General features: G+C 39.5%; 23 protein-coding genes. 7 read left to right on the top strand and 16 right to left on the bottom strand.

The window, feature by feature from the left end:
• Nucleotides 1-3: 3 nt before the first annotated feature.
• From EHR01_RS08955 to EHR01_RS08910, 10 genes are all read right to left on the bottom strand, one after another.
• Nucleotides 4-747: a methylenetetrahydrofolate reductase gene (locus EHR01_RS08955; RefSeq protein WP_135694419.1), complete on the bottom strand. Its 744-nt coding sequence runs from the start codon at nt 745-747 to the stop codon at nt 4-6.
• Nucleotides 740-1,531 carry an aminoglycoside 6-adenylyltransferase gene (locus EHR01_RS08950; protein WP_135694417.1) on the bottom strand — a complete coding sequence of 264 codons (792 nt, stop codon included), beginning with the start codon at nt 1,529-1,531 and terminating at the stop codon, nt 740-742. The genes EHR01_RS08955 and EHR01_RS08950 overlap by 8 nt, the downstream gene beginning before the upstream one ends.
• 164 nt (nt 1,532-1,695) lie before the next feature.
• Entirely contained in the window at nt 1,696-1,989 is a 294-nt protein-coding gene (locus EHR01_RS08945) for a hypothetical protein (RefSeq protein ID WP_135694414.1), read from the bottom strand.
• Between the two features lie 36 nt (nt 1,990-2,025).
• Nucleotides 2,026-5,742: a methionine synthase gene (gene metH, locus EHR01_RS08940; protein ID WP_135694412.1), complete on the bottom strand. Its 3,717-nt coding sequence runs from the start codon at nt 5,740-5,742 to the stop codon at nt 2,026-2,028.
• 65 nt (nt 5,743-5,807) lie between these two features.
• Nucleotides 5,808-6,107 carry a ferredoxin family protein gene (locus EHR01_RS08935; protein ID WP_135694410.1) on the bottom strand — a complete coding sequence of 100 codons (300 nt, stop codon included), beginning with the start codon at nt 6,105-6,107 and terminating at the stop codon, nt 5,808-5,810.
• 48 nt (nt 6,108-6,155) lie between these two features.
• A complete protein-coding gene (ahcY, locus tag EHR01_RS08930; RefSeq protein ID WP_135694409.1) occupies nt 6,156-7,475 on the bottom strand; it encodes an adenosylhomocysteinase in 1,320 nt (439 codons plus the stop codon).
• Entirely contained in the window at nt 7,459-8,448 is a 990-nt protein-coding gene (locus tag EHR01_RS08925) for an ArsR/SmtB family transcription factor (RefSeq protein ID WP_135694407.1), read from the bottom strand. Before EHR01_RS08925 ends, ahcY begins: the two co-directional genes overlap by 17 nt.
• A gap of 98 nt (nt 8,449-8,546) precedes the next feature.
• Entirely contained in the window at nt 8,547-11,087 is a 2,541-nt protein-coding gene (locus EHR01_RS08920) for a methyl-accepting chemotaxis protein (protein WP_135694405.1), read from the bottom strand.
• A gap of 76 nt (nt 11,088-11,163) precedes the next feature.
• A complete protein-coding gene (locus EHR01_RS08915) occupies nt 11,164-12,291 on the bottom strand; it encodes an Lsa36 family surface (lipo)protein (RefSeq protein WP_135694403.1) in 1,128 nt (375 codons plus the stop codon).
• Between the two features lie 52 nt (nt 12,292-12,343).
• A complete protein-coding gene (locus tag EHR01_RS08910; RefSeq protein WP_135694401.1) occupies nt 12,344-13,264 on the bottom strand; it encodes a DMT family transporter in 921 nt (306 codons plus the stop codon).
• Nucleotides 13,265-13,310: 46 nt separating this feature from the next.
• Between EHR01_RS08910 and EHR01_RS08905 the strand changes: the two genes are divergently transcribed.
• Complete coding sequence (locus tag EHR01_RS08905; protein WP_135694399.1) at nt 13,311-13,610, top strand: hypothetical protein; 300 nt, start codon at nt 13,311-13,313, stop codon at nt 13,608-13,610.
• An 11-nt stretch (nt 13,611-13,621) separates the two neighbouring features.
• Here EHR01_RS08905 and EHR01_RS08900 read toward each other — a convergent pair whose 3' ends face one another.
• A complete protein-coding gene (locus EHR01_RS08900) occupies nt 13,622-13,900 on the bottom strand; it encodes a TIGR04454 family lipoprotein (RefSeq protein ID WP_100744950.1) in 279 nt (92 codons plus the stop codon).
• Nucleotides 13,901-13,965: 65 nt separating this feature from the next.
• Between EHR01_RS08900 and EHR01_RS08895 the strand changes: the two genes are divergently transcribed.
• The 4 genes from EHR01_RS08895 to EHR01_RS08880 all read left to right on the top strand — a co-directional run bounded on the left by EHR01_RS08895 (nt 13,966) and on the right by EHR01_RS08880 (nt 19,477).
• Nucleotides 13,966-14,310 carry a VOC family protein gene (locus EHR01_RS08895; protein ID WP_135694398.1) on the top strand — a complete coding sequence of 115 codons (345 nt, stop codon included), beginning with the start codon at nt 13,966-13,968 and terminating at the stop codon, nt 14,308-14,310.
• A gap of 66 nt (nt 14,311-14,376) precedes the next feature.
• Entirely contained in the window at nt 14,377-16,437 is a 2,061-nt protein-coding gene (locus EHR01_RS08890; protein ID WP_135694396.1) for a methyl-accepting chemotaxis protein, read from the top strand.
• A 301-nt stretch (nt 16,438-16,738) separates the two neighbouring features.
• Entirely contained in the window at nt 16,739-18,517 is a 1,779-nt protein-coding gene (locus EHR01_RS08885; RefSeq protein ID WP_135694394.1) for a M61 family metallopeptidase, read from the top strand.
• A complete protein-coding gene (locus EHR01_RS08880) occupies nt 18,518-19,477 on the top strand; it encodes a magnesium transporter CorA family protein (protein WP_135694393.1) in 960 nt (319 codons plus the stop codon).
• Nucleotides 19,478-19,480: 3 nt separating this feature from the next.
• Here EHR01_RS08880 and EHR01_RS08875 read toward each other — a convergent pair whose 3' ends face one another.
• The 5 genes from EHR01_RS08875 to efp are packed head-to-tail and all read right to left on the bottom strand — an operon-like array spanning nt 19,481 to nt 23,972.
• On the bottom strand, nt 19,481-21,301 hold the full coding sequence (locus EHR01_RS08875; protein ID WP_135694391.1) for a hypothetical protein: 1,821 nt from the start codon (nt 21,299-21,301) through the stop codon (nt 19,481-19,483).
• Between the two features lie 7 nt (nt 21,302-21,308).
• On the bottom strand, nt 21,309-22,046 hold the full coding sequence (locus tag EHR01_RS08870; RefSeq protein WP_135694389.1) for an SDR family NAD(P)-dependent oxidoreductase: 738 nt from the start codon (nt 22,044-22,046) through the stop codon (nt 21,309-21,311).
• 5 nt (nt 22,047-22,051) lie between these two features.
• Nucleotides 22,052-22,786, bottom strand: coding sequence for an SDR family oxidoreductase (locus EHR01_RS08865; RefSeq protein ID WP_135694387.1), 735 nt, complete (start codon nt 22,784-22,786; stop codon nt 22,052-22,054).
• Nucleotides 22,783-23,403 carry a methylthioribulose 1-phosphate dehydratase gene (mtnB, locus tag EHR01_RS08860; protein WP_135694385.1) on the bottom strand — a complete coding sequence of 207 codons (621 nt, stop codon included), beginning with the start codon at nt 23,401-23,403 and terminating at the stop codon, nt 22,783-22,785. Before mtnB ends, EHR01_RS08865 begins: the two co-directional genes overlap by 4 nt.
• 2 nt (nt 23,404-23,405) lie before the next feature.
• The gene (gene efp / locus EHR01_RS08855) at nt 23,406-23,972 is read right to left on the bottom strand and encodes an elongation factor P (RefSeq protein WP_135694383.1); all 567 of its coding nucleotides are present in this window, start codon (nt 23,970-23,972) and stop codon (nt 23,406-23,408) included.
• A 68-nt stretch (nt 23,973-24,040) separates the two neighbouring features.
• Here efp and EHR01_RS08850 point away from each other — a divergent pair, with 68 nt between their 5' ends.
• Together EHR01_RS08850 and EHR01_RS08845 are read left to right on the top strand one after the other, a co-directional pair.
• On the top strand, nt 24,041-25,105 hold the full coding sequence (locus EHR01_RS08850) for a KamA family radical SAM protein (protein ID WP_135694381.1): 1,065 nt from the start codon (nt 24,041-24,043) through the stop codon (nt 25,103-25,105).
• Nucleotides 25,089-25,637, top strand: a complete 549-nt coding sequence (locus EHR01_RS08845; protein WP_135694379.1) for a hypothetical protein — start codon at nt 25,089-25,091, stop codon at nt 25,635-25,637. Before EHR01_RS08850 ends, EHR01_RS08845 begins: the two co-directional genes overlap by 17 nt.
• The last annotated feature ends 80 nt before the right edge of the window (nt 25,638-25,717 follow it).

The following is a 25,717-nucleotide window of genomic DNA, read 5'->3' as shown; positions in this document are numbered from 1 at the left end:
TTTTCACTTAAATATACCGCTTAAATAAACTTCAAGATTAATTCTAATGGGCATCAAATACGTATTAAAATCATTTTGAGAACAATAACCAATTACTTCTTTTGCAAATTTTACATTCCAATCCATTGTCAGTTGAAAATCCTTTGGAAAATAAGCCCGATTCCTTGATTCCCAATAACTTTGCGATTTTTCGTTAGTCACTGGACTGATTCCAATGTAAACCTCCTTTCCGCGAAGTTTCTCAGTAAAAATATCAATCAATCGTAAATCAAAAAATGGCTGTGTTAAAAATCCATCTGCCCCTGCATCTATTTTCATTTCGATGTAATCAAACTCATCTTTGATCCCACTACGGTATTGGTCAACAGCCGCATAGACTTTTAGAGAACTCATTTCTTTTTTTAATTTTTTGATCAGTTTGGTCGAAGTTGTCTGGTAAACCTTCCTGGACATATCCGTAGGTGGATCTCCCTTGATGACCACTACAGAAGATATATTATGTTTTTGAAGAAATTCAATGATATGATCACAATGATCTAAATCAAAGTCAATTGCTCGTAGGTGAGGAATTACATTTGGAAAAATATTTTGAATCTTTGACGCGGCAACCCAACTTCTAGTTTCAAATCTTAGTAAGTCCGGAATATTAATCCCAGAGATTTGACTAAAATTATTTTTAACATAACTTACTTCACTAAGTAATGTTGGAACATCTCTTGGGATTACCTCTAATAATATTTTATTCATTAATGATCTCTTTACTTAACGAAAACAAAAAATCGAGGCTTCTTTCTTTTGTTTCATTTCTCAGTTTCAAATCGCTGATTAATAAATTTCTCAAATAAACATAAATATTGGACACATCCTGCAAGGCTTGAATGATTGAATGTTTTTCAAAGGAAGGATAAGTTTTTTTTAGATCGGCAAGTTCCTGAGAAGAAAGTATGAACTCGAGTTTTCTAACACCTCTCGGATTTTGATCGTATTTAATATGAAACATAGGCCCTATTACACTAGTGCGTAAAAAAGAAAGAAAATCGATAGCTTCAAACAATTCACCACGTCCAATTTTTGTTCCAGCATAATGGATCCAGACCCAAAATCTATCCTCAACCCATTGAAAATCAAATTTTGGCCATTGCGGTAACGAATTTTTATAAACATCTGGGATTAGATTAGATCTATCATAGATTATCACAGGATTCTCTACTCTGAAATGAAAATCAGCCAAACTAACGAATTTCAAATCAACGTGGAGTAAAGGAGAATCAAACAAACAGATTAGTAACTTTTTTTCACCAACGTGTTCACCTGTAAATGAGCTGAGTAAATTTCCGAGAGAGTTTGCTAGTTGGTTCATTTCTTCGAACATTTGGAAAGAGTTCTCTTCAACAACTAAAACGATATCAAGGTCGGAATACTCATCTAATTCATTTTGTATAAATGAACCAGCCACACAAACAGCAAGGACTTGGGAATCCCCTTGGATTGTATTCACTAAGTGATTTAAAAAGTTGTTAAATTGATTCATCTTAATTTTATACTTTTGCGAATATAAAACATTCTATTATCACACAAATTTAGGTGATTTATGCGAATTTCGTATATTCTCCCTAAGAGATAAAAAAATTTGACTACGGAAGAAACGTATGATTGGGAAGGTAAAATCCAAACAAAAAAAGAATTCTCTTGGGGTTATCCTTTACTCACAAATCGTTTCCAGGACAAATCCACATCCATCTTCGAAATGTTTTCTTTTTTCCTAGAGATCCGAAATTCGTGATTCTTCCAAACAATCATGGTTTCTTCAGTTGGACAACTGGCTTCCCCACAACTCACTTCTAGAATTTCTAACTCGGCTTCTTTGGGAATATTTGTATATTCTTGTAACCAAGTCGCCAGTTTGGAATGGAAGGGGAATCCATCACCAAGCGTCCCTTTGGCGACAGATTTCCAGCCGTGATTATGGTTGTTTTGAATGAAACCCACAGAATCCCCCTTTCTCTTTAGTCTAAAACTTACTCTTTAGGATTTAGACTTACGCGAAGGGTCATAGTTCAGAATTGGTGACAACCAACGTTCCACTTCAGAAATTTCCATTTCTTTGTCTTTCGCATAGTTTACCACTTGGTCTTCATTGATTTTACCGATCGCAAAATAACGAGATTCAGGGTGTGAGAAATAATACCCACTCACACTGCTTGCCGGCCACATCGCACAGGATTCGGTGAGTTGGATGCCTGCATTTTTTTCCACATCAAGGAGTTTCCAAATTTTCTTTTTCTCCGTATGGTCAGGACAAGCAGGGTAACCAGGCGCTGGACGAATTCCACGATACTTTTCGCGAATCATATCTTCTCTCGAAAGATTTTCAGTCCTTCCAAATCCCCATTCTTCTCGCATACGATGGTGCATGTATTCAGCAAAGGCTTCTGCAAATCGGTCAGCCAGTGCCTTAACTAAAATGGCATTGTAATCATCTTGTTTGGCTTCATAGGTTCTTGCCAATTCTTCAATTCCATGACCTGCCGTTACCGCAAAATATCCAATATAGTCATTTTTCTTTTTGTCTTCAGGTGCAATGAAGTCCGCCAAACTATAGTTTGGTTGATTTGTCATTTTGACTGTTTGTTGGCGTAACATCGGGTATGTTCCCAAAGATTTAGTTTTGTCATCATTTTCAAAAATTTCCACCACTTCCCCATGAGAAACAGCAGGGAACATTCCGACAACCGCTCTTGGTTTGAGATTTGGATTCTCCAACATTTCTTTTAAGATGATTTGTGCATCATTAAAAAGGGATGTGGCTTCTTTTCCAATCACTGGATCTTTGAGGATTTGAGGGTATCGACCCTTTAATTCCCAAGCCAAAAAGAAAGGAGACCAGTCAATATAAGAAAGGAGGTCTTGTAAGGTCACATCCTCAATTTTTTGTACTCCCGTAAAACTTGGTTTTGGTGGAGTATAAGAATCCCAGTCCGCTTTAAATTTGTTTTGTATCGCATCCTGAATTGGTAGGATGTTTCTTTCATTCTCTCTGGAATAAAATTCTTCACGAATTTTCGATTGTTCTTCAATGACTTGTTTTGCATAATCCACAGCAGTCTGCGGATTGAGAGCACTGTTCATCACATTCACAACACGAGAAGCATCCATCACATGAAGGACAGGTTTCGAATATTGTTCTGCAATTTTTACAGCCGTATGGGCTGGCGAAGTGGTTGCCCCACCAATCAGAAGTGGAACTTGGAATCCTTGTCGTTCCATCTCTTTGGCAACATAAACCATTTCATCCAGAGAAGGTGTGATGAGACCCGATAGACCAATGGCCGCCACTTTTTCTTTTTTGGCAGTTTCTAAAATTTTCTCACAAGGAACCATCACTCCAAGGTCGATCACCTCATAGTTGTTACATGCAAGCACCACTCCCACAATATTTTTCCCAATATCATGGACATCCCCTTTTACTGTTGCAATCAGGAATTTGGCCTGTGTACTTTCGTCTTTTTGATTTCGTTTTTCTTCTTCCATAAAAGGAAGTAAGTAAGCCACGGCTTTTTTCATTACCCGTGCACTTTTTACTACTTGCGGAAGAAACATCTTTCCGGCACCAAATAGTTCCCCTACCACCTTCATTCCATTCATCAGTGGCCCTTCGATCACTTCGAGAGGTCTAGCAAAACTAGTGCGTGCTTCTTCTGTATCTTGAGTGACAAATTCATCAATCCCTTTTACAAGAGCGTGCGTTAGACGTTCTTCTACAGATCCACTCCTCCAAGCATCGTCTTTCTTTTGGATCTTGGCTTCCCCATGAAAACTTGCCGCAGCCTCAATCATCCGTTCCGTCGCATCAGGACGACGGTTGAGAATGACATCTTCCACAAGTTCCAAAAGATCTTTTGGGATCTGTTCATAAACTTCTAACATCCCTGCATTGACAATGGCCATGTCCATTCCTGCTTGGATGGCATGGTATAAAAATACAGAGTGCATTGCTTCTCTTACCGGGTTATTCCCACGAAAAGAAAATGAAATATTACTGAGTCCACCTGATACTTTCGCACCTGGACAGATTTTTTTTATCTCGCGAGTGGCTTCAATAAAATCCATCGCATAGTTATTATGTTCTTCGATTCCTGTGGCAACGGTTAGAATGTTTGGATCAAAGATAATGTCTGTTGGATCAAAATCTAATTTTTCGACAAGTAAGTCATAAGCACGTTTACATATCCGGACTTTATCATCTTTGGTTGCCGCCTGCCCTTGTTCGTCGAAAGCCATTACAATCGCTGCAGCCCCAAATCTTTGGATGGTGCGAGCATGATCCAAAAATGCCTCCTCTCCTTCTTTCAAAGAGATGGAGTTGACAATGGGTTTTCCTTGGATGCATTTGAGACCCGCCAGTAATACAGACCACTTGGAAGAATCCACCATAAACGGAACCCTTGCAATGTCTGGTTCCCCTGCAATTAAGTTCAAAAACTTAGTCATAGAGGCTTCGCCGTCAAGGAGAGCTTCATCAAAGTTGATATCAATGACGTTGGCACCAGCTTGCACTTGTTGTAAGGCCACTTGCACCGCTTCTTCAAAATTCCCATCTAGGATGAGTTTTTTGAATTTAGGAGATCCGGTGACGTTGTTTCTTTCTCCCACATTGATGAACCCTTGGTCTTTGGTCAGTTTCAAAGGTTCGAGACCTGCAAACGTACTGAGTTTCGGTTGTTCCTTTAAAGGACGTGGAGCGATTGTAGACACTGCTTCTTTCGCTGCTCGGATATGCGCTGGGGTGGTTCCGCAACATCCACCAACAATATTTAAAAACCCTGCTTCGGCAAAGTTTTTCATCCAACTGCCAAACTCTTCTGGAGTTTGGTCATACCCACCAAAAGCGTTGGGAAGACCTGCATTCGGGTAACAAGACACATAACAATCTGCCACTCGTGAAAGTTCTTCGATATAAGGACGCATCTCGCCTGCACCGAGCGCGCAGTTGATTCCCACAGCTAGTGCTTTTGCGTGTTTGATCGAAATATAAAAAGCTTCTCCTGTTTGGCCAGAAAGAGTACGCCCCGAAGCATCGGTAATGGTGACAGAAAGAACAACAGGGATTCGAATCTTTCGTTCTTCAAAAACTTTCTCAATCGCATAAATACATGCTTTTAGATTTAAAGTATCAATATTAGTTTCTGGTAGAAGTAAATCCACACCACCATCGAGAAGTGCCGAAACTTGTTCATAAAAACAATCGACTAACTCATCAAAGGTGACAGCGCGAAATGCAGGATTATTGACATCCGGTGAAAGGGAAGCCGTTTTTACAGTTGGTCCAATCGAACCCGCAATGAACACATCTGTTTTCCCTGTTTTTTCTTTGAATTTGGCTACAGCATTTTTGGCACAAGAAACAGCAGCTAAGTTTAATTCACGAACTGCCGATTCCATTTTGTAGTCCGCTTGGGAGACAATGTTCGAACTAAAGGTATTGGTTTCAATGATATCGGCCCCTGCTTCCAAATATTCCAAGTGGACAGATTCAATGATATCGGGACGAGTGATGGCAAGGACGTCGTTGTTTCCTTTAATGGAACAAGGCCAATCCTTAAAACGATCTCCACGGAAATCGTCCTCCTCCAAAGAATGTCTTTGGATCATAGTACCCATAGCACCATCTAAAACGAGGATTCTCTCGTTTATTAATTTCAAAAGGGATTTTGCAGAAGGATTGGTATATTCAAATTTCATATTATTATATCAGTATATAGGGAAAGGGTGTGTGGCTTAAAAAAAGCCACACACCCAAAAATCATTTATTTACTCGGATCAGAACACTTTGCACCTTTGAGAGGTGGTTTAGTGGTAACAATGACCGGGAATTTGCTTGCTTCTTTTGCATTCACTTCAATCGAAGGTTTGTGTTTTTCCGGGACATCATAGTCAGGAAAAATCGCATCAATCGGACATTCATATTGACAAGCATTACAATCAATACAAGTGTCTGGATCAATGTACAGAGTGTCCGGGGCTTCATGAAAAGCCTCCACCGGGCAAACTGCTGCACAACTAGTGTATTTACAATCAACGCAAATTTCAGTTACAACATAAGCCATGAGAAACTCCATTGCCCTTCTTGAATTTTATCAAAAAGGGCGATTTTTTTAGTATCGGTAGTGGTCTGGTTTGTACGGACCTTCGAGTGGAACACTGATATAATCAGCTTGTTTTTGAGTGAGTTTTGTCAAACGAACACCCAACTGCTCCAAATGTAGTGCTGCCACTTTTTCATCTAAATGTTTTGGAAGGCGGTAAACACCTAACTCATATTTAGTTGTATAAAGTTCGATTTGAGCCAATACTTGGTTTGTGAAAGAACTAGACATTACAAAAGATGGGTGACCAGTTGCACAACCAAGGTTCACTAAACGACCTTCTGCAAGAACGATGATCGATCTTCCATTAGGGAAAGTGTATTTATCAACCTGTGGTTTGATTTCTTTTTTGATGACACCTTTTTCAGAGTTCAAACGAGACATTTGAATTTCTGTATCAAAGTGACCAATGTTACAAAGGATCGCACCGTCTTTCATCGCTTTCATGTGTTCAAGTGAAATGATATCATCATTTCCAGTTGCAGTCACAATGATGTCTGCGTTTTCAATTACATCTTCTACACGAAGAACTTGGTATCCTTCCATAACTGCTTGAAGAGCACAAATTGGATCAATTTCAGTTACAATGACTCGTGCACCAAAGTTACGAAGTGATGCAGCAGAACCTTTTCCAACGTCACCGTATCCACAAACGAGTGCTACTTTACCAGCAAGCATTACGTCTGTTGCACGTTTGATTCCATCAGCAAGTGATTCACGGCAACCGTAAAGGTTGTCAAATTTAGATTTTGTTACAGAGTCATTTACGTTGATTGCAGGGATTTTCAAAGTTCCCGCTTTCAATTTTTTATGAAGTGCAATCACACCTGTAGTTGTTTCTTCAGAAACACCTTTGATGTCTGCAAGAAGTTGCGGGTATTTTTCATGAATGTAATGAGTTAGATCGTGACCGTCGTCAAGGATCATGTTTGGTCCTTTTCCACCGTCAAAAAATAGAGTTTGTTCAATACACCACCAGTATTCTTCTTCTGATTCGCCTTTCCAAGCAAATACAGGAATTCCTGCTTTTGCGATGGCCGCTGCTGCATGGTCTTGTGTTGAAAAAATGTTACAAGAGGACCAACGAATGTCAGCACCTAATGCAGCCAAGGTTTCAATTAAAACCGCTGTTTGAATTGTCATGTGAAGAGATCCGCAAATTCTAGCACCTTTCAGTGGCTTAGTAGTTCCGAATTCTTTACGAAGAGCCATAAGGCCCGGCATTTCTTTTTCTGCCAAAATGATCTCTTCTCTTCCCCATTCTGCAAGAGAGATATCCTTCACTTTAAATGGCAATCTTTCCGATTTTGTTTCAGTTGCTGTGGACATAGTGTCCTCCTTCTTCCTTTGTTGCTTTGATAGTTAAAATTTTAAAACTTGATTCTGTTTGGATCTCATTCATGGACCCGACTCTAAAACCGGCATTCGATAGCCATGACTCAAATAATTCTGGCTCAAATCCAAGCCAAAGATCCGCAAAGTTATCCCTCATAAACTCTACATTGTGTTTTCCTAAATCAACAATACACAAAACCCCACCTGGTTTTAGAACCCTTGCTATCTCTTCCAAAACTGTTGGTGGATGAGAGATATGGTGCATTACCATAGAAGCAACTACCGCATCACAAGAATTATCTGCTAGAGGCAGGTGTTCCATAGGAGTTTGGATGAGGCTAACACTTGGATTTTTTCCGTAATGGGATGATGCGTTCTCAATCATTTTAGAAGAGTTATCCACTCCAATCACATGTTTGGATTTGTTGAGTAAAAAAGGGATGAGTCCCCCCGGACCACAACCCAAATCCAAAATCTTTTCGCAAAGAGGGAGTTCTTGTAAAATCCAAGACCTATAGAGTTTCGGATGCAGAGTCTCTTCTTGTAATTTTTCCCAACTTTCTGCGACCCCATCAAAGAAGGATTTCGATTTCCTTTCTCTATTTTCTAAGATTTGGTGGACCATTCTTTGGTCTCTTTCTCTAGAAGGTAGGTCTTCTTTATATGATAACAATAGTTTGGTGAGTTCTAATGGAAATTTTAACCCGGAATCCTCTTCCGAAAGGAGAAAACTATAAACAAGACTTCCTTCCCTGCGTGAACCAATGAGCCCTGCTTCTGTTAAGATTTTCAAATGGCGAGAGATCCGAGATTGGCCCATCCCAAGAATTTCCACCACCTCATTCACAGAAAAAGCCCCAAAACTGAGGATATGGAGGATTCGAACCCGAGTTTCATCGGAAATGGCTTTGGTTGCAGAAAGCAAGTGGCCAGAAGGCCTAGACTGTGAGATTGTTTCGGTTGCCATATCCAAGATATCTACATATCAAGAAATCTTGATATGTAGATCCCGGCAAGCGAATTTTTAGCCCATCTTTCTCGGAATAGGCTAAAAAAAGGCAAGTGTTAGGAGATTTTAAAGAAATTGATCTTCTTTTTCAAAGTTTCTGCCAAATTGGCAATCCCATTGGAGGTAGCTGTCATTTCTTCCAGTCCTGCGGCTGTCCCTTGGGTCAAATCGTTGATGCTAAAAATGGCCTGGGCCACTTCCCCAATGGCATTTTTTTGTTCTTCCATGGAAAGACGAATGGCCTGGCTGATTTGGTTTACCTTATCGACCTCTTCTCCCACCTTTTGGTTGATGATGAGCTGGTCTCGGGTACTTACCTCGATGGTATCTGTCATTTCGTTAAAAGAACTAACCCCCTGGATGATCCTTTGGATGAGAGAAATCGTTGTTTCGATGTTCTCACGACCATTTTCGATTTCCTTTTCATTGGCTTGGATGAGTTCCCCTATGTCGTTTATGGAAATGGCTGTTTTTTCGGCCAACTTCCCAATTTCATCAGCGACAACGGCAAATCCCCTTCCGTAAACACCAGCTCTCGCAGCTTCAATCGCAGCATTTAACGCAAGTAAGTTGATTTGTTCCGAAATATTATTAATAATCTCAATCACACTTCCAATTTCTTGAGAACTGTTACTGATTTTGGAAATGGAATTCCTCATCGAATCCAATGATGCCTGTCCTGATTTTGCTTCTTCTGAAATCAGTGTCACATCTTTGGAAGCTTTGCCTACTTGCCTACCTGTTGCTTCAATCAAAGTGGATAGTTCTGCCATTTTTAATTTTAAAAAATCAACTTTGCGGAACTGATCCTCAGCCTGTGCATCCACATTTTGAACTGCTGCGGAAATCTCTTCAATGGATGCAGATATTTCTTCCGCAGAGGCAGCTTGTGTTTGTGCATTGGAAGACAACATATTAAGAGAAGCTGACATTTGTTCGGCGGAAGATGCCAAATCTTCTGAAAAAACCTGATTCGATCCCACAACTTCAGAAATCTGCTTTAAAGTGGCATTGAGACCTCGTGCAAGCCTAGCGAACTCATCAGAAGATTCCATTTTTGCATTATGGCGAAGGTCTCCCACTTCAATATCTTGTAAAATTTTCCCAATGGTTTTCATCGGTTTGAACCGAGCCGTAAAAAGAAGGTAAATGGCAACGGCAATAAAAACAGCGCCAACGATACTAATGATTGTTAGTCCTCGTAGAGAGGAAAGGCTCTCCACCTCAATTTCTTTTAAATCGATAGTAGAAAAAAACTGTAAACCGTACTTTTGACTTACCTTTCTTCTCAGTAAAAAGGTAGAACCCTCCCAAGGGTTACGAAACGAATCAGATTCCCCTGCGTTTTTAGCCAGTTCTTCAAACTCAGTGTTTTTAAAACTATGCATTAGGTATTTTGGATTGGGGTGATAAACCATAGTGGATTGTTTATCCAAAAGAAAGGAATAACCAGTAGTTCCAATTTTTACATTTTTTAGAAAAGACTCCATAGCCTTTCCTACAAGAAACGGCATCCCAACCATTCCAATCACAGTTCCATTTGCACTTTTTACAGGACTTGTCACCATGATCACAATATTCCCGTTAAATGGTGATTTAACTGCTACCCCAACGTGGTTTTTTCCCTCTTTGGCTGCATTGACATTTTCTAAAATATCAGCGTTGGAAGCTAAAGAGTAACCGATACTAGCTCCATTTGGAAGTCCTGAGGCCACGATGGGCACCCCTTCCGCAAAGGAAGCGATAAAAACATTTTCCAATAATAATTGGGAATCACTTAGAACTTTGGAAAGCACAGGTTCTGCCAGTTTGTAATTTTTAGTTTCTAATGCATTTTTTACAACAGGCAAACCACTGATTTCTTTTAGATTGGTTTCGACTGACTCAAAATATACATTGATCCCAGCTTCATTACTTTGGTTGAAATTATACAATTGGTTGGAGAATGCTTTTTCCAAAGACTTGGCATTGACATTAAACGCATAAATCAAAAGAAAAATAGAAAGAACCATTACCATCATTGAAAACATGATGGGAACTGTGTTACGAAGATTCCTGTAGTAAGGAGATATTCTTTCTTTTAGCTCTGCTTGGAAAATTTCGTCTTCCAAAACCAAATGAGAGGCTTTCTCCAAAAGAATAAAAGAAAATACAACGTTGAGTAGTGCAGTTAAGATTAGAACACAAACGATATAAAACGAATCTGACTTACTGGTTTCAGGAAGGTATAAAAGTGGTCCTATGACAATGGGAAGAGCCAAAATCCACTGCGCACTCCCGACAGATGCACCTATCACTGGCATCTTTGCGATTAGATTCCAAACTTCTACATAGGTTTTAGGATCTTTTTCTGTTTGTGACTCCAGCTCCATGAGCCCTTGTTTGATGGCTTTTAGTTTTTTAGGAAAAATAAATGATGGAAGGAGTAAACTCACTAGAGCTGCGGCAATGGTTGCCCCAATGAATGTTTTGATCTGAGTGGGACTTAAATCGACATAGAAAAGAATGAGAGCAATTCCGATGGGAACCACAATTCCCAAGGAAAAAACTTGGGAGGCGAGAGTGAAAGCGCGTGCGTAGCGTTTGTATAACTTCATTGAAACTTAGACCTAAGACGTAGGGTAAATTTCGCAATCCGTACGGCAAGGTTTTATGGATTTCCCCGAAGTTTTCCTAAAAAGAGAGTTTCACTCCTAGATTGGCGGAATACAGGTCCTTCCCACCATACAATCCTTCCGCAATGACCTTAAGTAAATAAAGATCCAATTCTAAACCAACAATTCCGTAACCAATCCCACGTTTGGAATTGGATTCTCCACCTGCTCGAAATCCCAAAGTGGCATTCGGGCTTTGTGCCAGGAGTTCCTTGTCGAGTACCGATTGGTATTCTCTAGGAAGTTCCAAAGGGAGTGAATCGTTCAGGGTAATGAGAAATGGACCACGTCTGGAGAGAGAAGCAGAGTTATGCCCAGAGTTCCAACTGTAACCCCCACCCACAATCACATTGGCGATCCAAAATAGACCAAGGCCTGTCCGCAAGTCCACATTTGTTGTTTGAACCTTTGTATTAAAAACAAAGTTTGTGTCCCCACCCCATTTTCCTTTCACACCTTGGAATTCGATTTGAGAAGCTTTTCCTTCTAAATAACTAAGGCTCATGTTTTGTTCCATGACATGATGCCCCACTCCTACGTTGATTCCATTCCAAGTAATGAGGTTCATTAAAAAACCTTCTTTTTCAACTAATTGGTAACGGACCATTCCACCATACGAGCGTACGGCGATACGTCCCTCGTAGTTTTTATTATTAGAAGCAGCTTGGATTTGGTCTTCCGTGACTGCGACATTCATACCATGAAGAAAAATTCCAATTCGACGGATGTACCCACCTTCCGAGGTTCCGAGCAACCAACCCGGATTAAAATCCAAATGAAAAGAAGGGATGACCGCACCACCCACGTTTGGTAGTTTCGGGTATTTGATTAAGTTGTCTTGGATTTGGATGTCATCTTTTTTATATCCAGCAGCGGAGGCACTGACACCAAATTGAATTCTACGAACTGTTCCAGTACCAATATTGCTTGTGCCAACATTGGCAAGAAAACCAGCTTCTAAATTTGTTTTAAGGACTTCGTTTAAGTAACCTGTTTCAAATTTTTTCAGGGAACCATTCCCAGCCTCTGTCAATGCCGATGGCAAAAAACTACAGGCAGAACCTTCACAAGTAAATTGTGCATACAGTTCCGATTGCGACACTGTTGTGACAAATACTAATAGAAGCAGTAGGTTGCGTAATTTCATATAGATCCGTATTCTCTACTTATTTTCAACAATTGGAAAGAAAAATTCTCTCTTAAACAGACACTTCTTTTGCTTTTTTTGCCGTACTGATCCAAAAAACGCCAGTGAGTACGAATAATGTACCAATACCATGTAGCAAAGTGATGGGCTCATCAAGTAACCAATACGCAAGGAAAAGAGTCGACATAGGTCCAACTGAACCTACTATAGCAGCTGTTTTGCTACCAACACGTTTGATTCCTTCGGAAACAAATATTGCTGGCACCACTGTATTCACAGTGCCCATAACAAATGCCAATGCATAAAATGAGAATGGTTGGATTAGTTCCTTCGTTGTTCCAAAAATTGCAAAATGAACGAACACAGCAAACGAAGAGATAAGTAGTGCCCAAGCTGTAAATTTTTTGGCACCTAACTTTGGAATAATGGAGCCACTGCCCATTAAATAAATCGCATAAGTGAGAGCCGAAAGCAAAATGAAAAAAGCCCCAAGGCTCACATCTTTGGCGGAACCCAATTGAACGTCCTGACCGTAGGCCAAAAATACACCTGTATAAGTCAGAACCAAAGAAAATATTTCTCGCAAATGGATTTTCTTTTTTAAAAACAAAAAGGAAAGAAGCACAACAAGAGTTGGATAGATAAATAGTATGATTCGTTCTAAGCCAGCACTGATGTATTTAAGTCCGAGAAAATCAAAGAGGCTTGCTAAATAATAACCGACAACTCCCATCAGAAGAACGTAAATCACATCCTTTTTGGTCAGTGCTGTTTTTCCCTCCTCTTTCTCCGCACTCCAGGCGATCCAAACAAGGAATGGAAAGGCAAACAACATTCGGAAAAAAAGAGACCCAATTGCCGAAATTTCATAACGGTATGTCAATTTAACAACTACGGCTTTTGCGCTAAATAAAAGGGCTCCCATGAGAACAAGCATCACCCCTTTCCATTCTGTACTCACATTTTCTTTCACTAAAGTCCATCCTGAAAAACGAAGAATTTTCCGATAGTTTTATTGAATGAAACTAAGTTTAGTTCTCGGGGTCAGTTTTGTTTTTTGTTTTGTTCTCTTCGCAACACCGGAAGAAGAAATTTCTAAACCCTTCCTTCGAGTGTTTCCAAGCTTTCGACCAGAAGAATGTGAGGATTGGGCCATTCGTCCTTTTATTTGCAAACAATGTTTACGTGAAGGGAAACGATATGCGCAGGAAATTCGATTCTTTGAAGATGGTCCCTACAGATCTCATGGATGTTATACAGAACCAGGTGGGTTTGAAAGTTTAGAGGATGGAAAAACCGGGAACGACCGCTCCCGGTAGGTCTTGTAAAATTATTTTTTTACACAACCCATAATGCCAGCAAAACCTGGTGCATTTTTCAAACAGTTAGGATCAAATTTTCCTTCCATACACTGGTCGATCATTTTTTGTTTACCTTGTTGTAATCCTGCGAGGACTGGTGCTGCTGCTGGATTCTTTTTAGCTTCTTCTTCAATTTGAGCGAATGTGCTAGCGAGAGCAGACTCACACTCTTCTTGGGTATACACTTTGGATTTACAATTAGCCAAAAAAAGCCCGAGAGCGAGCGCCAGGATGAGGGATTTTTTCATGAAAAACTCCGATACATAGATTTCATGATAGCTTCTTTTTTAGAAAGGGATTTGAAAACAAAAAAATGATCCACCACATTGCCATCGGAACACCGAACCCTTCCAATTTAGCAGAGTTTTACCTCCAAATTCCAGGAGCAAAGAAAGTACAGGAATTCCTTTATGAAACGGGAGCCGTACGTTCCATTTGGATCCATTTTGGATCCATCATTTTGATGTTAGAAGAAGGTGAAAAAAAGTCCCCTCGTGCTCTTGTTTTCCAATGGGAGGAAACCAAAAGATCTGAGTGGATTCAGTTTTTTAACCAAGTCAAAATCCAGAACCAAACGGATTATACTGTATACTTTTTGGATTATGAATCTAATCTATTAGGCGTTAGCCAATATCCAGAAAAACTCCATCTTGATTAGAAATTTGTTGAGAAATGAGATCACAAACTTAAGGTAACATTCACTTAGGAAAGTAAACCCAAGAGAATGAGCATCAAACAAAAGTTAGCCTTAGGTTCATCCATCATTACCCTATTTTCATTAGGTGTAATCCTCACTTTAATCTCTTATGTCATATACAAAAATGCCAAAGAAGATGCTTTGGAGAATATTTCAATCCTTGCAGATAAAATTTCCCTCGATGTCAGTGACTATCTCTCGGCACCACTGGGTGAAGCTTACTTACTCAAACAAATTCTACAAGAACCAAATATCTTAGACCGTGAACGTGTTTTCAAAATTTTGAATGTGATGACGGCTTCAAACGAATCCATTCTCGGTACATATGTTGTATTCGAACCAAATGCTTTTGATGGCAAAGATACAAACTATCGAAATTCAAAAAATCATGATTCTTCAGGTCGAATGATTCCCTATTCTGTGAAATCCAATGGAAAAATCATCATTGAACCTGTAGTGGGATTTGACCTTCCTGAATCCGACTTCTACCAACTCCCCAAAAAAAATCGGAAGGTAGAACTCATTCCTCCCTTTGATTATAAAGTAGATGGAAAAGATGTAACGATGATCTCCCTTGTATATCCAGTGTTACGAAACCAAACCTTCTTAGGAATTGCAGGGGCGGACCTTTCCTTAGAAACCATACGAACTTATCTTCAAAATTTAAAAATTCTAGAAGGCACTGTAAAAATCACTCTTGTAGCAAGCAATGGATATGTGCTTTTTAATGGACTCCATCCAGAAGGTAAAGAAGTACAATGGAAAGATTCAGAAGATGTTTATGTAAACCTTGCGATTTCTTCCAAACAGAAACAAAGTTATTCAGATTCAGAATATTTTCATATTAGTTTACCCATCCAACTCGTTGAAAATTCAGCGCCTTGGGCTTTGCGTGTTTCTTATCCACAAGGAAAAATCACAAATGAAATCCAATTTATTTTTTGGATTGCGTTGGTACTTGGAATCACTGGAATTTTATTTTCTACTTTGGCAAATATCATTATCTTCCGCAAACTGGTTGATAGCCGACTACAAACTTTGATCGCCTTCACAAAAGAGGCTGCCAGCGGAAATCTAACCAAAGAAATTAATGACGATCATAAAGACGAAATTGGTCATTTAGTGGAAGCAGTCGGTTCGATGACTGAAAGCATTCGACATATCTTAAGTGTAGCTCAAACTTCAGGATCAGATCTAACAGAAACTTCCAAATTTATGGAAAACACTATCGTTGAACTATCTGATCTGGCACAAAGCCAAGCTGCCTCTTCAGAAGAAGCAAGTGCCACAGTTGAAGAATTAAACGCATCTTCTGAAACAATCAATACGAACGTAGTACAAGCAGTAAACAATTCCAAATCCATTCACAATTCACTACATGCCATCCAGACTCTCGTACAAAATATCACAAAAGAAGTGGAATCATTTGGAGAAATTGCAGTCGTCGCAAATCAAAAGGCGGAAGAAGGACGGAATATGGCCGGCCTCACATCCAAAGCAATTGAAGAAATCCAAGAGAAATCTTTGGCCATCACCGAATTTTCAGATGTAATCTCCAATATATCCGAGAAAACAAGCTTACTTGCGTTAAATGCTGCCATTGAAGCGGCCAGGGCTGGGGAATCAGGCCGAGGATTTGCTGTGGTGGCGGAAGAAATTTCAAAACTTGCATCTCAGGCCGCAGAGTCGGTTTCACAAATCAATACTCTATCTGGAGAGGCTTTGGATTCCATTCAAAACGGAGGGACCCAGGTCACAAACCTCATCGATCTGTTGCGAGAGATCATCAAAGAAGTTTCTGTCATTTTCGAAAAAGCAAAGGATATTGTTCCTCTCATTCAAGACCAAAAATCCAGGACAGACCAAATTTATGCAGAAATCGAAGAGATCACTTCTCTAGTAGAATCGATCCAACAGTCTACGGAAGAACAAAAAAGGGCAACCTTCGAACTCTCCAACATGACCATCAATATTTCCAACGGATCTCAAATTCTATCGGAACAATCGGAAACCATGTCAAACAATTCGATTCGCATGACAGGAATTAGCTCTAAATTGTCAGAAATTTTATTAAAATTTAACCTCTAAAGAGGGAGGACGGGTAAAATCCACAAGAGAACAAAGGAATCTTTCCAAGCGACTGCGTTTTGCCCGAAGGAGACCACCCGTTCGGAACTTGGAAAGACTGTGTCTGGTCGGTTTTGCAACAAAGCTAGAGGCGTTATTGCCCAGCCACCTCGCGAGTCAAAAATCTTTTGTTGTAACAACTACTTTCCAAAAAGACCACCTCCTTTGCTTATACCTTAGCTATGCCTTTTCTAGTACTATAAAGAAATAACGTCAAGAAAACATTTGATCAAAACTAAAAATAAAAGAAGATAGTGTAACTATGGCAAAAGAAGAACCAGAAAAAACTTTAGACAAAACCGACCAGTCTAACTCCCTTCAGTTGGATTTTGAAGTTTCCATTTTTGATCTCTTCAAACACTACTTTCAAGTTCGGCTCCGAGTCAAAACGGACCAATCGGAATTAAACTTTTGTTTGCCAAGTTGGACCCCCGGTTCTTATATGATTCGCGACTATGGGACACACCTCCATAAATTTGAAGTTAGGAATTCAAGAACAAATGAACCCGTCCTTTGGGAGATGGTGGATCTCCATAGATGGAAATTAAAAAACCTCCCGCAAGAATTCGAAATCACATACATCATCTATGCCTTTGAGGATTTTACCGTAAGGACCAACTATTTAGAAACCGAATTTGGGTTCATCAACCCACCAGCTTTGTTTTTATACCCAGAAGGAAGTTTAGAAAAACCTAGTTCCGTACTGTTCCAAGTTTCCGAATTTTTCCCTTATGTGTATTCTAGTTTAACTCGTGATCCTGAAGATCCTTTTCGATTTCGGTCAGAAAATTTTGATGAATTGTTTGATTCGCCTTTCCACCTGAGCAAAAAAAATTCTGTATTCTTCGCAGCAGGTACCACCAAACACGAATTATTGGTCGAGGGGGATGTCAGTTTCGATTTCAAAGCCAAATTAGCCGATGACTTAAAACGAATTACAGAAACACAAATTGAATGGATGATGGAGAGCCCAAATCCTTATTATCTTTTTGTATTAAACTTAAGTTTGCCTGCTTATGGAGGTCTGGAACATAGAGCATCCAGCATCAATTATTTTAATCCCGAACTGATCTCCGATGAGGAAGAGTATAAAAGGCTACTTGAACTTTTATCTCACGAATACTTTCATCTTTGGAATATCAAACGAATTCGGCCCATTGCCCTTGGCCCCTTTGATTATCAAAAACCCAACCTCACTCGTGAGTTGTGGATTGCCGAAGGGTTTACAAGTTTTTATGACGTTTATTTTCTTTTTCATTCAGGATTTCTTTCTAAGGAAGAATATATTTCCAAACTCCAATCGGATATTTTTGCTTTGGAAGACAATGAAGCAGATTCTTGGATGAGTTTAGAAGAATCATCTTTCACAGCATGGACAAAGTATTACAAACGAAATGGGAATAGCCATAACATCACAGTCTCTTATTACACTAAAGGTGGTGTCCTTGCCTTATGTATGAATCTTTTTTTATTACAAGAATCCAAAGAAAAGAAAACAATCCGTCATGTTTTCCATAAACTCAATGAAGTATTTGTCAAAACGAAACAGAGAGGTTTCACCAAACAAGAGTTTTTTGACACTGTAAAAGATGTAACTGGAGTGGATTTAAAAACAGAATTTAACGAATATTTAGAATATCCAAAACCAATTCCAGTCGACCTGTATTTGGACATCATTGGAATACGGAGAATTCAGACTGATCTTGTTGGAGAAACAGGATTCAAAACCAAAGATAAAAACGGGAATTTATACATTCAGAAACTCCTCCACAAATCAGATATGGATTCACTGAATCTAATGTTAGATGATGAAATCCTTGCTATCAATGGGAAACGGGCAACACAAACCACCCTACAAAACTTGGAAAAAAATCTAAGGCCAGGAGAAAAATTTCACGTCATCCTGTCCCGCGCAGGAAAAATCAAAGAATCTATGATCACTGCTTCCGGATATTATAAAACCAGAAAATTTGTGTTCGCAGAAGACTGCACTGATGACAGAAAAGAACTAAGAGAATTTTTCTTAAGGAATATTGTTTAAATGCCTGCTCTTTTTAATTATATTTTAACTCCTTCCAGTAAAGAAGAAGTGCTCCTCGATAGGCCTCTTCCTCTCTCCCATAGACATCCCAAACATTGGATTCATATCACAGCAGAAAATGAAGAAAAACTTATGTTTCTCTTTCAGAAACATGATATCCATCAATTGACCATTGAAGATATTTTAAATCCATCAAGTCGGATCAAACTGGAGATTTTTCCCAACTATATTTTTTTTGTATTTCGTGGATTCCATTTTGAGAGGAACCAACTCACCCAAAAGAATTTTAACTTTATATTAACCCCAAATCAAATCATATCTTTGACCCTAGATTATCGAGATAGCATCGGCGATATCATTGACCAATGGAAAGTGAATAACAAAATTTTGGCTCGTGGGTATGAATTTGTCGTACACAAAATTTTAGATATTGAAACTGACCATACCTTGGCCATCACTCAAAAAATCGAAGAACGAATCGAACATTTTGAAGATCAAATCTTTGGGAATTCAAAATCATTAGATATCAGCAATGTTTATAGTTTGAGGGCAAGTCTTCTTTCGATCAAAAAAGGGATGTTACAAAACAAAGAAGTATTAGAAGACTTAGAAAAAATCAAAAATAGTTTTTTTAGCGATGAAGCCGATGCTTTTTTCCGGGATGTGCGAGACCACTCTTTACGCATTTTAGAACTTGTAGATAGTAATATTGAATCTATTTCTTCTGCACTTGAAGCACATATTGCTATTTCTACTCGTAAAACCAATGAGATCATGAAGATACTCACCATCATGACTGCCATCATGTTACCGATGTCTTTGGTCGCAGGAATTTACGGAATGAATTTCCGCCACATGCCCACTCTCGAATGGGAATATGGATTTATTACTGCCCTTGGGGCTATGGGGTTTTTAGGAATTCTGATGTTACTATATTTTCGAATCAAACGTTGGTATTAACTTTCAAATCAATCCACGAATTTGGACAAGGATTTCCGGATCTTCTGATGGTGGTTCTAACTCACCTCTTGTCCACTGATTGAATAGTTCTTTCAAACGTTTGTTAAGCGAATCAAATTCTGGTGAATTTGGAAATAGAATGATGGAGTTTGATTTTACCGATTTCCCAGTAGTAGAAACAAAAGCAAAATCCGGGATCATTTTCTCCAAGATCTCTGCAGAAAATGCAGGATAATTGGATCCCAACCAATCCACTGAAGGTAAACAATTTTTTTCGAAATAAGCATCGCTGAGTGCAGAAACTAACGCTCGTTTGAGTTGTTGTTTTCTTTCCTTTTCAATTCGTTCTTCTCGTTCTCGAAGTTTCTTTTTAAAAAAGTTTTCTCTACGTTTTTGGTACAAAAACTGACGATCCATTTGAGAGTAAGTAAGAATTGATTTTGCTTTCGCATAACCAGAATTAACGATTGGCGACACACCTAAAAAGTAAAAAAGTTTATAGAACCAAGGAATGTATTTAAAATACACGGATTGTAAATTTTTCCCGTAAGTTTTTACAAAATCATCATCCTTAAATAGCGGTTTTAACTCTTTTTCGTTTAACTCAATGATAGCCTTGAGATATAAAATATGTTCGGTCGTAAAACGATAGTTTTGAAAAATCAGTTGATTGATGTCTTTGATATTATTTTGGTTATTATTCACAAAAACAGCGATTTTTGCATCTTGGTCATGCCATTCCGCTGAGAGGACTTTGGGATTTTTTCGAAGTAAATCTATGATAATGGTATCATGTTCGTTATCTTTTTCTAAATTGATGCGGAGTAACCTTGAATCAAAATCGAATTGGCTATCCAACATCTTCATATACACTTTCAGGAGTCGGTCCACTTCTCGTTTTTTTTCTATTTCAGCGTACTTCGCTGCCATATCGGCAACTTTTCGTAAGTTGTGAACCAATGGATAAAATCCATTCTCTTTTAGAATTTCCTTAAACCCATACAACATTTCAATTTTGGATCGGATTAAATCAATTTCGTTGGGTTCTACATTCCCACTCACTGGTGTTGCAATCAGGATTCGATCAAAGGCCAATCTGATTTCTGTATCAAAAGCTTTTGCCAAAGGTTCCACTTTGGTCATTAAATACTCATTTGCAATATGTAGAAAATTGGCAGCTTCTACTTCAGGGACTGAATAAAAACCTACATGAGGAAGAACTATGGTTTTTGGATCTGCTTCTAATTCGTCAATGATGAGGCCACGAGAGCGTTTCAACATTTCAGCTGACGGTTGTAAGGGGAACTGTTTTGGTTCTAAGATTCGATCCAATTCATCACCAGACCCATCTTCTTCTTTATAGTCGATGTCTGCCAATTTGTTTAAAACATTACGCCATGTATCTTCTGTTAGAATTCTTTTTGCTTGGATGTATTGGTATAAATGTTCCGTAGACCTTGCAATGAGAAGTTTGTATGGTTCTTCCAAAGGCATTCCGCCAGGAAGTCCTACAAGAAAATTTACAAATCGTAATTCACCCACATCAGAATCATATTTGATTTCAAAAAGTTGAGTGGTAAGGCCATAGTCAATGAGTTGCCACATAGCATCAAGTGCCGTCTCACGATCCATTTTTAGTTTTTCAAAATTGGAGTCAGTGGGTCGGAATAAATGTCCGGCTTCAATATTTTCTCTAGAACTCTGGATTTCTACCGTCTTCATAATCGACAGAGCTTCTTTTTGTAAGATGATCCCGGAAGACCTTCCTAAGGTTTCCTTAGTCGTCAGCTGTAAAAAATGATCATGCGGAATTGATATTCTCATATTTTTGTTAAATGGCGGTGAGTCCGCCGTCGACAGTCCAGTTGGATCCAGAAATATAACCGGATTCTTTTTGAAGAAGGAAATTGACCACACGTGCAATTTCCGAAGGTTCCGCAATTCTCCTAACAGGCGTTTTGTCAATAATTTTAGTCCGATGATCGCTGACTTGGTCTTCTTGGATTCCCATATTTGTATCTACAAAACCAGGGCTTAGTGCATTGGCAGTGATTCCAAACTTTCCCCACTCATCAGCAACCGAACGGATAAACCCAACTAATCCGTGTTTGGAGGAAGAATAAGCAACCGAATTGGCCGAACCCACTATGGATAAGGAAGAAGCAATCGCAACAATCCTTCCAAAATTTTGTTTTTGAAAGATGGGCAAAAGAAATTTGGATAAAAGAAAAAAACTGTTTAAATTGATTCGAAAAATAGACTCCCATTCTTCGATGGAGACATCTGTGATGGGGTGGTAGGGTCCACCAAATCCTGCATTGTGCACAAGCCCATAAAGTTCGCCAGCACCAGAACTCTCTTCTATGATTTTTTTGAGACTTCTTTCCACCACAAAGGGAGTTTCTGCTAAATCCACTTCACGGTAGGTCTCTTGGAGGATGGGAGATTTTGGTCTGACCTTGTCCAGATTCCAGACAGAAAACCCCGCAAGGACAAGGGTTCGAACGATTTCTCTTCCAATCCCTCCACTGCCACCGGTCACGAGTACAATCGATTCCTTAAATTCCATGGGAACTATAAGATTCCTTTTCTTGGGGTAATGGATAAGTCATCTACAAAGACAGATTTAGGCAAGTGGGAAATACTCCACAAATACTCGGAAATGTCCGAAATTGAAACCATATCATTCTTGTCAAACTGGGGTCTTGTGTCCCAAATCTCCGTGGCAACAGCACCAAGGCTCACATGGACTACCTTCGTTCCGAATGGTTTCCACTCTTCCCTGAGGGCACGAGTGATTCCAAGAACCGCATGTTTGGAAGCACAATAGGCTACGGATTCGGGGAATCCTTGTTTTCCCGCAGTGGATCCTAAAAATACAAAGGTAGTATTTTGAAATAAAGGCAAATGGGAAGCAAAGGCCTTTGAAAGTAAAATCAGAGAATGAACATTCAATTGGAAATGCGAGGCCAAGGCCTTTTCTTCTAATCCTGAAATTGGGCCAAAGACCCCATCACCCAAGGCAAAATAAACAACGAGATCTGTATTCTGCAAAGAGGATGACTTTATCTTTGCTTGCGATCCATATTTAGAAGTTAGGGATACTTGAAATTTTTCTAAGTCATTGGGATTTTTGGCATCCAAAACAAAAGTCCCCTGGTCTTTCTCGGGGAATTGCGAAAGATCCGAACTTCCCTTTCTAGAAAAACCAAAGAGGGCAACCGATGGGTCTTCTAAAAAACGTTTGTGAAGCCCTTGCCCAATTCCGGAACCAATTCCAAAAATATAAACATGGGCATCCCTCTTCATATACGCCTAGCCATTACTTGCAAAAGAAAATGAACTGCTTCTAAATGTTTGTTCGCTTCTGCCACAGACTTTCCCCAAACCGTGGGGCCATGCCCTTCAATGAGGAGAAAGGGAACTTGCGGTTGTCCTTTGGTTTCAAAGTAACGTTTGATTTCCGAAGCAATGGTCGGAACGTGAGTGTGGTTATAAAAAACAGGAAACTTGAGATTTGGTTTTTCATCCCAAATCCCAAAGGCTTTGATGATTTCAATCGGAGGGAGAGGGAAGTCTCGAAAACCTTCTTCTTTCCCAATTCCAAATTCTAACAAATTAGAATCCAAAGTATGGACATGGAGGGCAGCCCCCGCATCGTCCATTTTAGAATATACCACCTGATGGATGCTAGTTTCTGCTGAGGGTTTGAGTCCTTCATTTGCAGAAACCAAAGATCCATCTTTGACGGCAACACAAACAAAATCTTTGTCTGTGAGTTCTCCCTTATGTTTTCCAGAAGCCGTGATCCAAAATGTATCTCCATCGCGAGCGGAGAGATTCCCAGCAGTGGCATACATCCACTGCCTTTCATAATAGGTATGGGAAAGTTTGGTCAGTTCCTTTAAGGAAGGGTGAGAATCCAAATCTATTTGTTCACGCGCTCCACGTAAGTCAAATCTCTGAGGTCAATTTTAACAGTGTCCCCTTGTTTGATAAAGATAGGAACTTGGACTTCACCACCGGTTTCCACTGTCACTCGTTTGAGCGCAAGACCAGTAGTATCTCCTTTGAGACCATCCTCTGCATAAGTTACTTCCAATATAGCAAAATTAGGAGGTGTGACCCCAATTGGTTTGTCATTATAAAACGATACTTCTACTGGAGTTTCTTCTTTCATAAAAGGAAGGATGTCTTCCACATAATCTTTAGAAACAGGAATTTGTTCGTAATCGTTGACGTCCATAAAAATGATTTGGTCACCGTCAGCATAACAATACTGCATTTTACGGCGTTCCAAATCCACACTTTCTAATTTTTCAGCGGCTTTGAAGGTTCTTTCAATGGAAGAATCACGGACAATGTTTTTTAGTTTGGTACGGATGAATGCAGAACCCTTTCCTGGGTTCACAAACTCGGTTTTGACGACGGAATAAAGCTCGTTTTCAATCTTGAGGATCATTCCTTTTTTTACTTCTGTAATGCCTAAGTTCATAATTTCGTTACTCGTAAACAAAATCCGAGGGACTTGGCCATGTGTCAACCGAAGTATGGTCATAAGCGATGACTTGGTCAGATTGGAAATGGCAATTACAAAACCGAATCACTACTTTGGCTGATTTGGAAGAAAAACTGACTCTTACTGAAGAAGAGAGGGAAAGTTTTGCACCGGCATTAGCCGATTTTAGTTTTGCCGTCACTCCTTATTATTTAAATAGAATTGATCAAACAAATCCCAATTGTCCTATCCGCAAACAGGTTCTTCCCCGTGCGGGAGAACTGAAAAAAAATCCCAATGAAGTGGAAGACCCGCTCGCAGAAGAAAAGTATATGCCGGTCAAAGGGGTGACCCACCGTTATCCTGACCGCGCCATTTGGTACATTTCGCATGTATGTGCCGTTTATTGCCGATTTTGTACAAGAAAAAGAAAAGTATCTGACCCAGAAGAAACTCCCAATCGGAACGAATGGGAAAAGGCTCTCGAATACTTCCGCAAAAACACGGAACTTCGCGAGGTCATTTTGTCCGGCGGTGATCCCCTCACTCTTTCTGATTCTTCTCTTGATTATCTTTTAGGGGAATTAAAATCCATCCCTCATCTCAACCAAGTGAGGATTCACTCCCGTCACCCAGTCACCATGCCCATGAGATTGACTGAGGAACTGGCGGCTGTGTTTGCAAAACATTTCCCTCTCTATATGGTGACTCATTTCAATCATCCGAATGAAATCACAGAAGAAACTAAAATGTATGTTATGCGAATGATAAAAACGGGGCATATTTCTATTTTTAACCAATCGGTTTTGTTATCTGGAATCAACGATGATGAGAAGGTTTTATCAGAACTGAATTATAAACTTATCTCCATCGGAATCAAACCTTATTACCTCCACCAATGTGATGAGGTGTTTGGAAGTTCCGATTTTGTTGTACCCATCGAACGAGGGATTGAAATCTATCGAAAACTACGCGGTTACCATTCTGGAATCACAATCCCTAGTTATGTAAAAGACTTAACTGGTGGTGGCGGCAAAGTCCTTCTTTCTCCAGACTATCTACAAAAGAAAACAAAAGATGGGTATCTTTTCCAAAATTATTTAGGAGATGAATATGAAGTCGGCCATTAAAATCATATTTATTTTTTCATTAATGGTTATGGTGGGCTGCCAATCGGAGAAACAAATCCTTTTGGAAAAAAAAGAAGAACCCATAAAACAAAAACTCGAACCGAAAAAATCTAACCTAACAAAGGAACTACGCCTCACCTACCATGCCGTTTGGGTGGCAAAAGAAAATTTTGAACTCCTCAAGTCTGGATCTATTTTTGGAACTGGAAATAGTTACGAAATTCGGTTGGAGACGGATGGGACAATCCAATGGATTCGATTGTCCTCCACCGATAGAGAAAACCAGTCGCAATTTCCTTACTTCTACAAAGACGAAGTTCAAAATCCCGATGTTTCCTATTTTGTTTGGGGGAATAAAAAATGTAGTGTTCTCGTGTTTTCTCTTCCCGAGGGAAAGCGGTATGCTCGTTGGGAGGGGATCCACAACGGATTTTTACTCGTTTTTGAGACCACCACTCCAAGTGAAATCAGCGCCAAAGAACTGGCAAAAGAACTCCACCTGTTGGTGCAACAATCTCTGGAACTATACTAGGTCTTTTATTTTTGGCAAAGCCCTGTTTTTTTCAAAAAAAAGATTAGGCAAATAGGCAGTGGCCGTTAGGCTTTGGGGAG

The organism is Leptospira mtsangambouensis, from assembly GCF_004770475.1.
Classification (GTDB): Bacteria; Spirochaetota; Leptospiria; order Leptospirales; family Leptospiraceae; genus Leptospira_A; species Leptospira_A mtsangambouensis.
The sequence above is the reverse complement of the archived record's forward strand: the minus strand, read 5'-3'. Positions and strand labels throughout refer to the sequence as shown.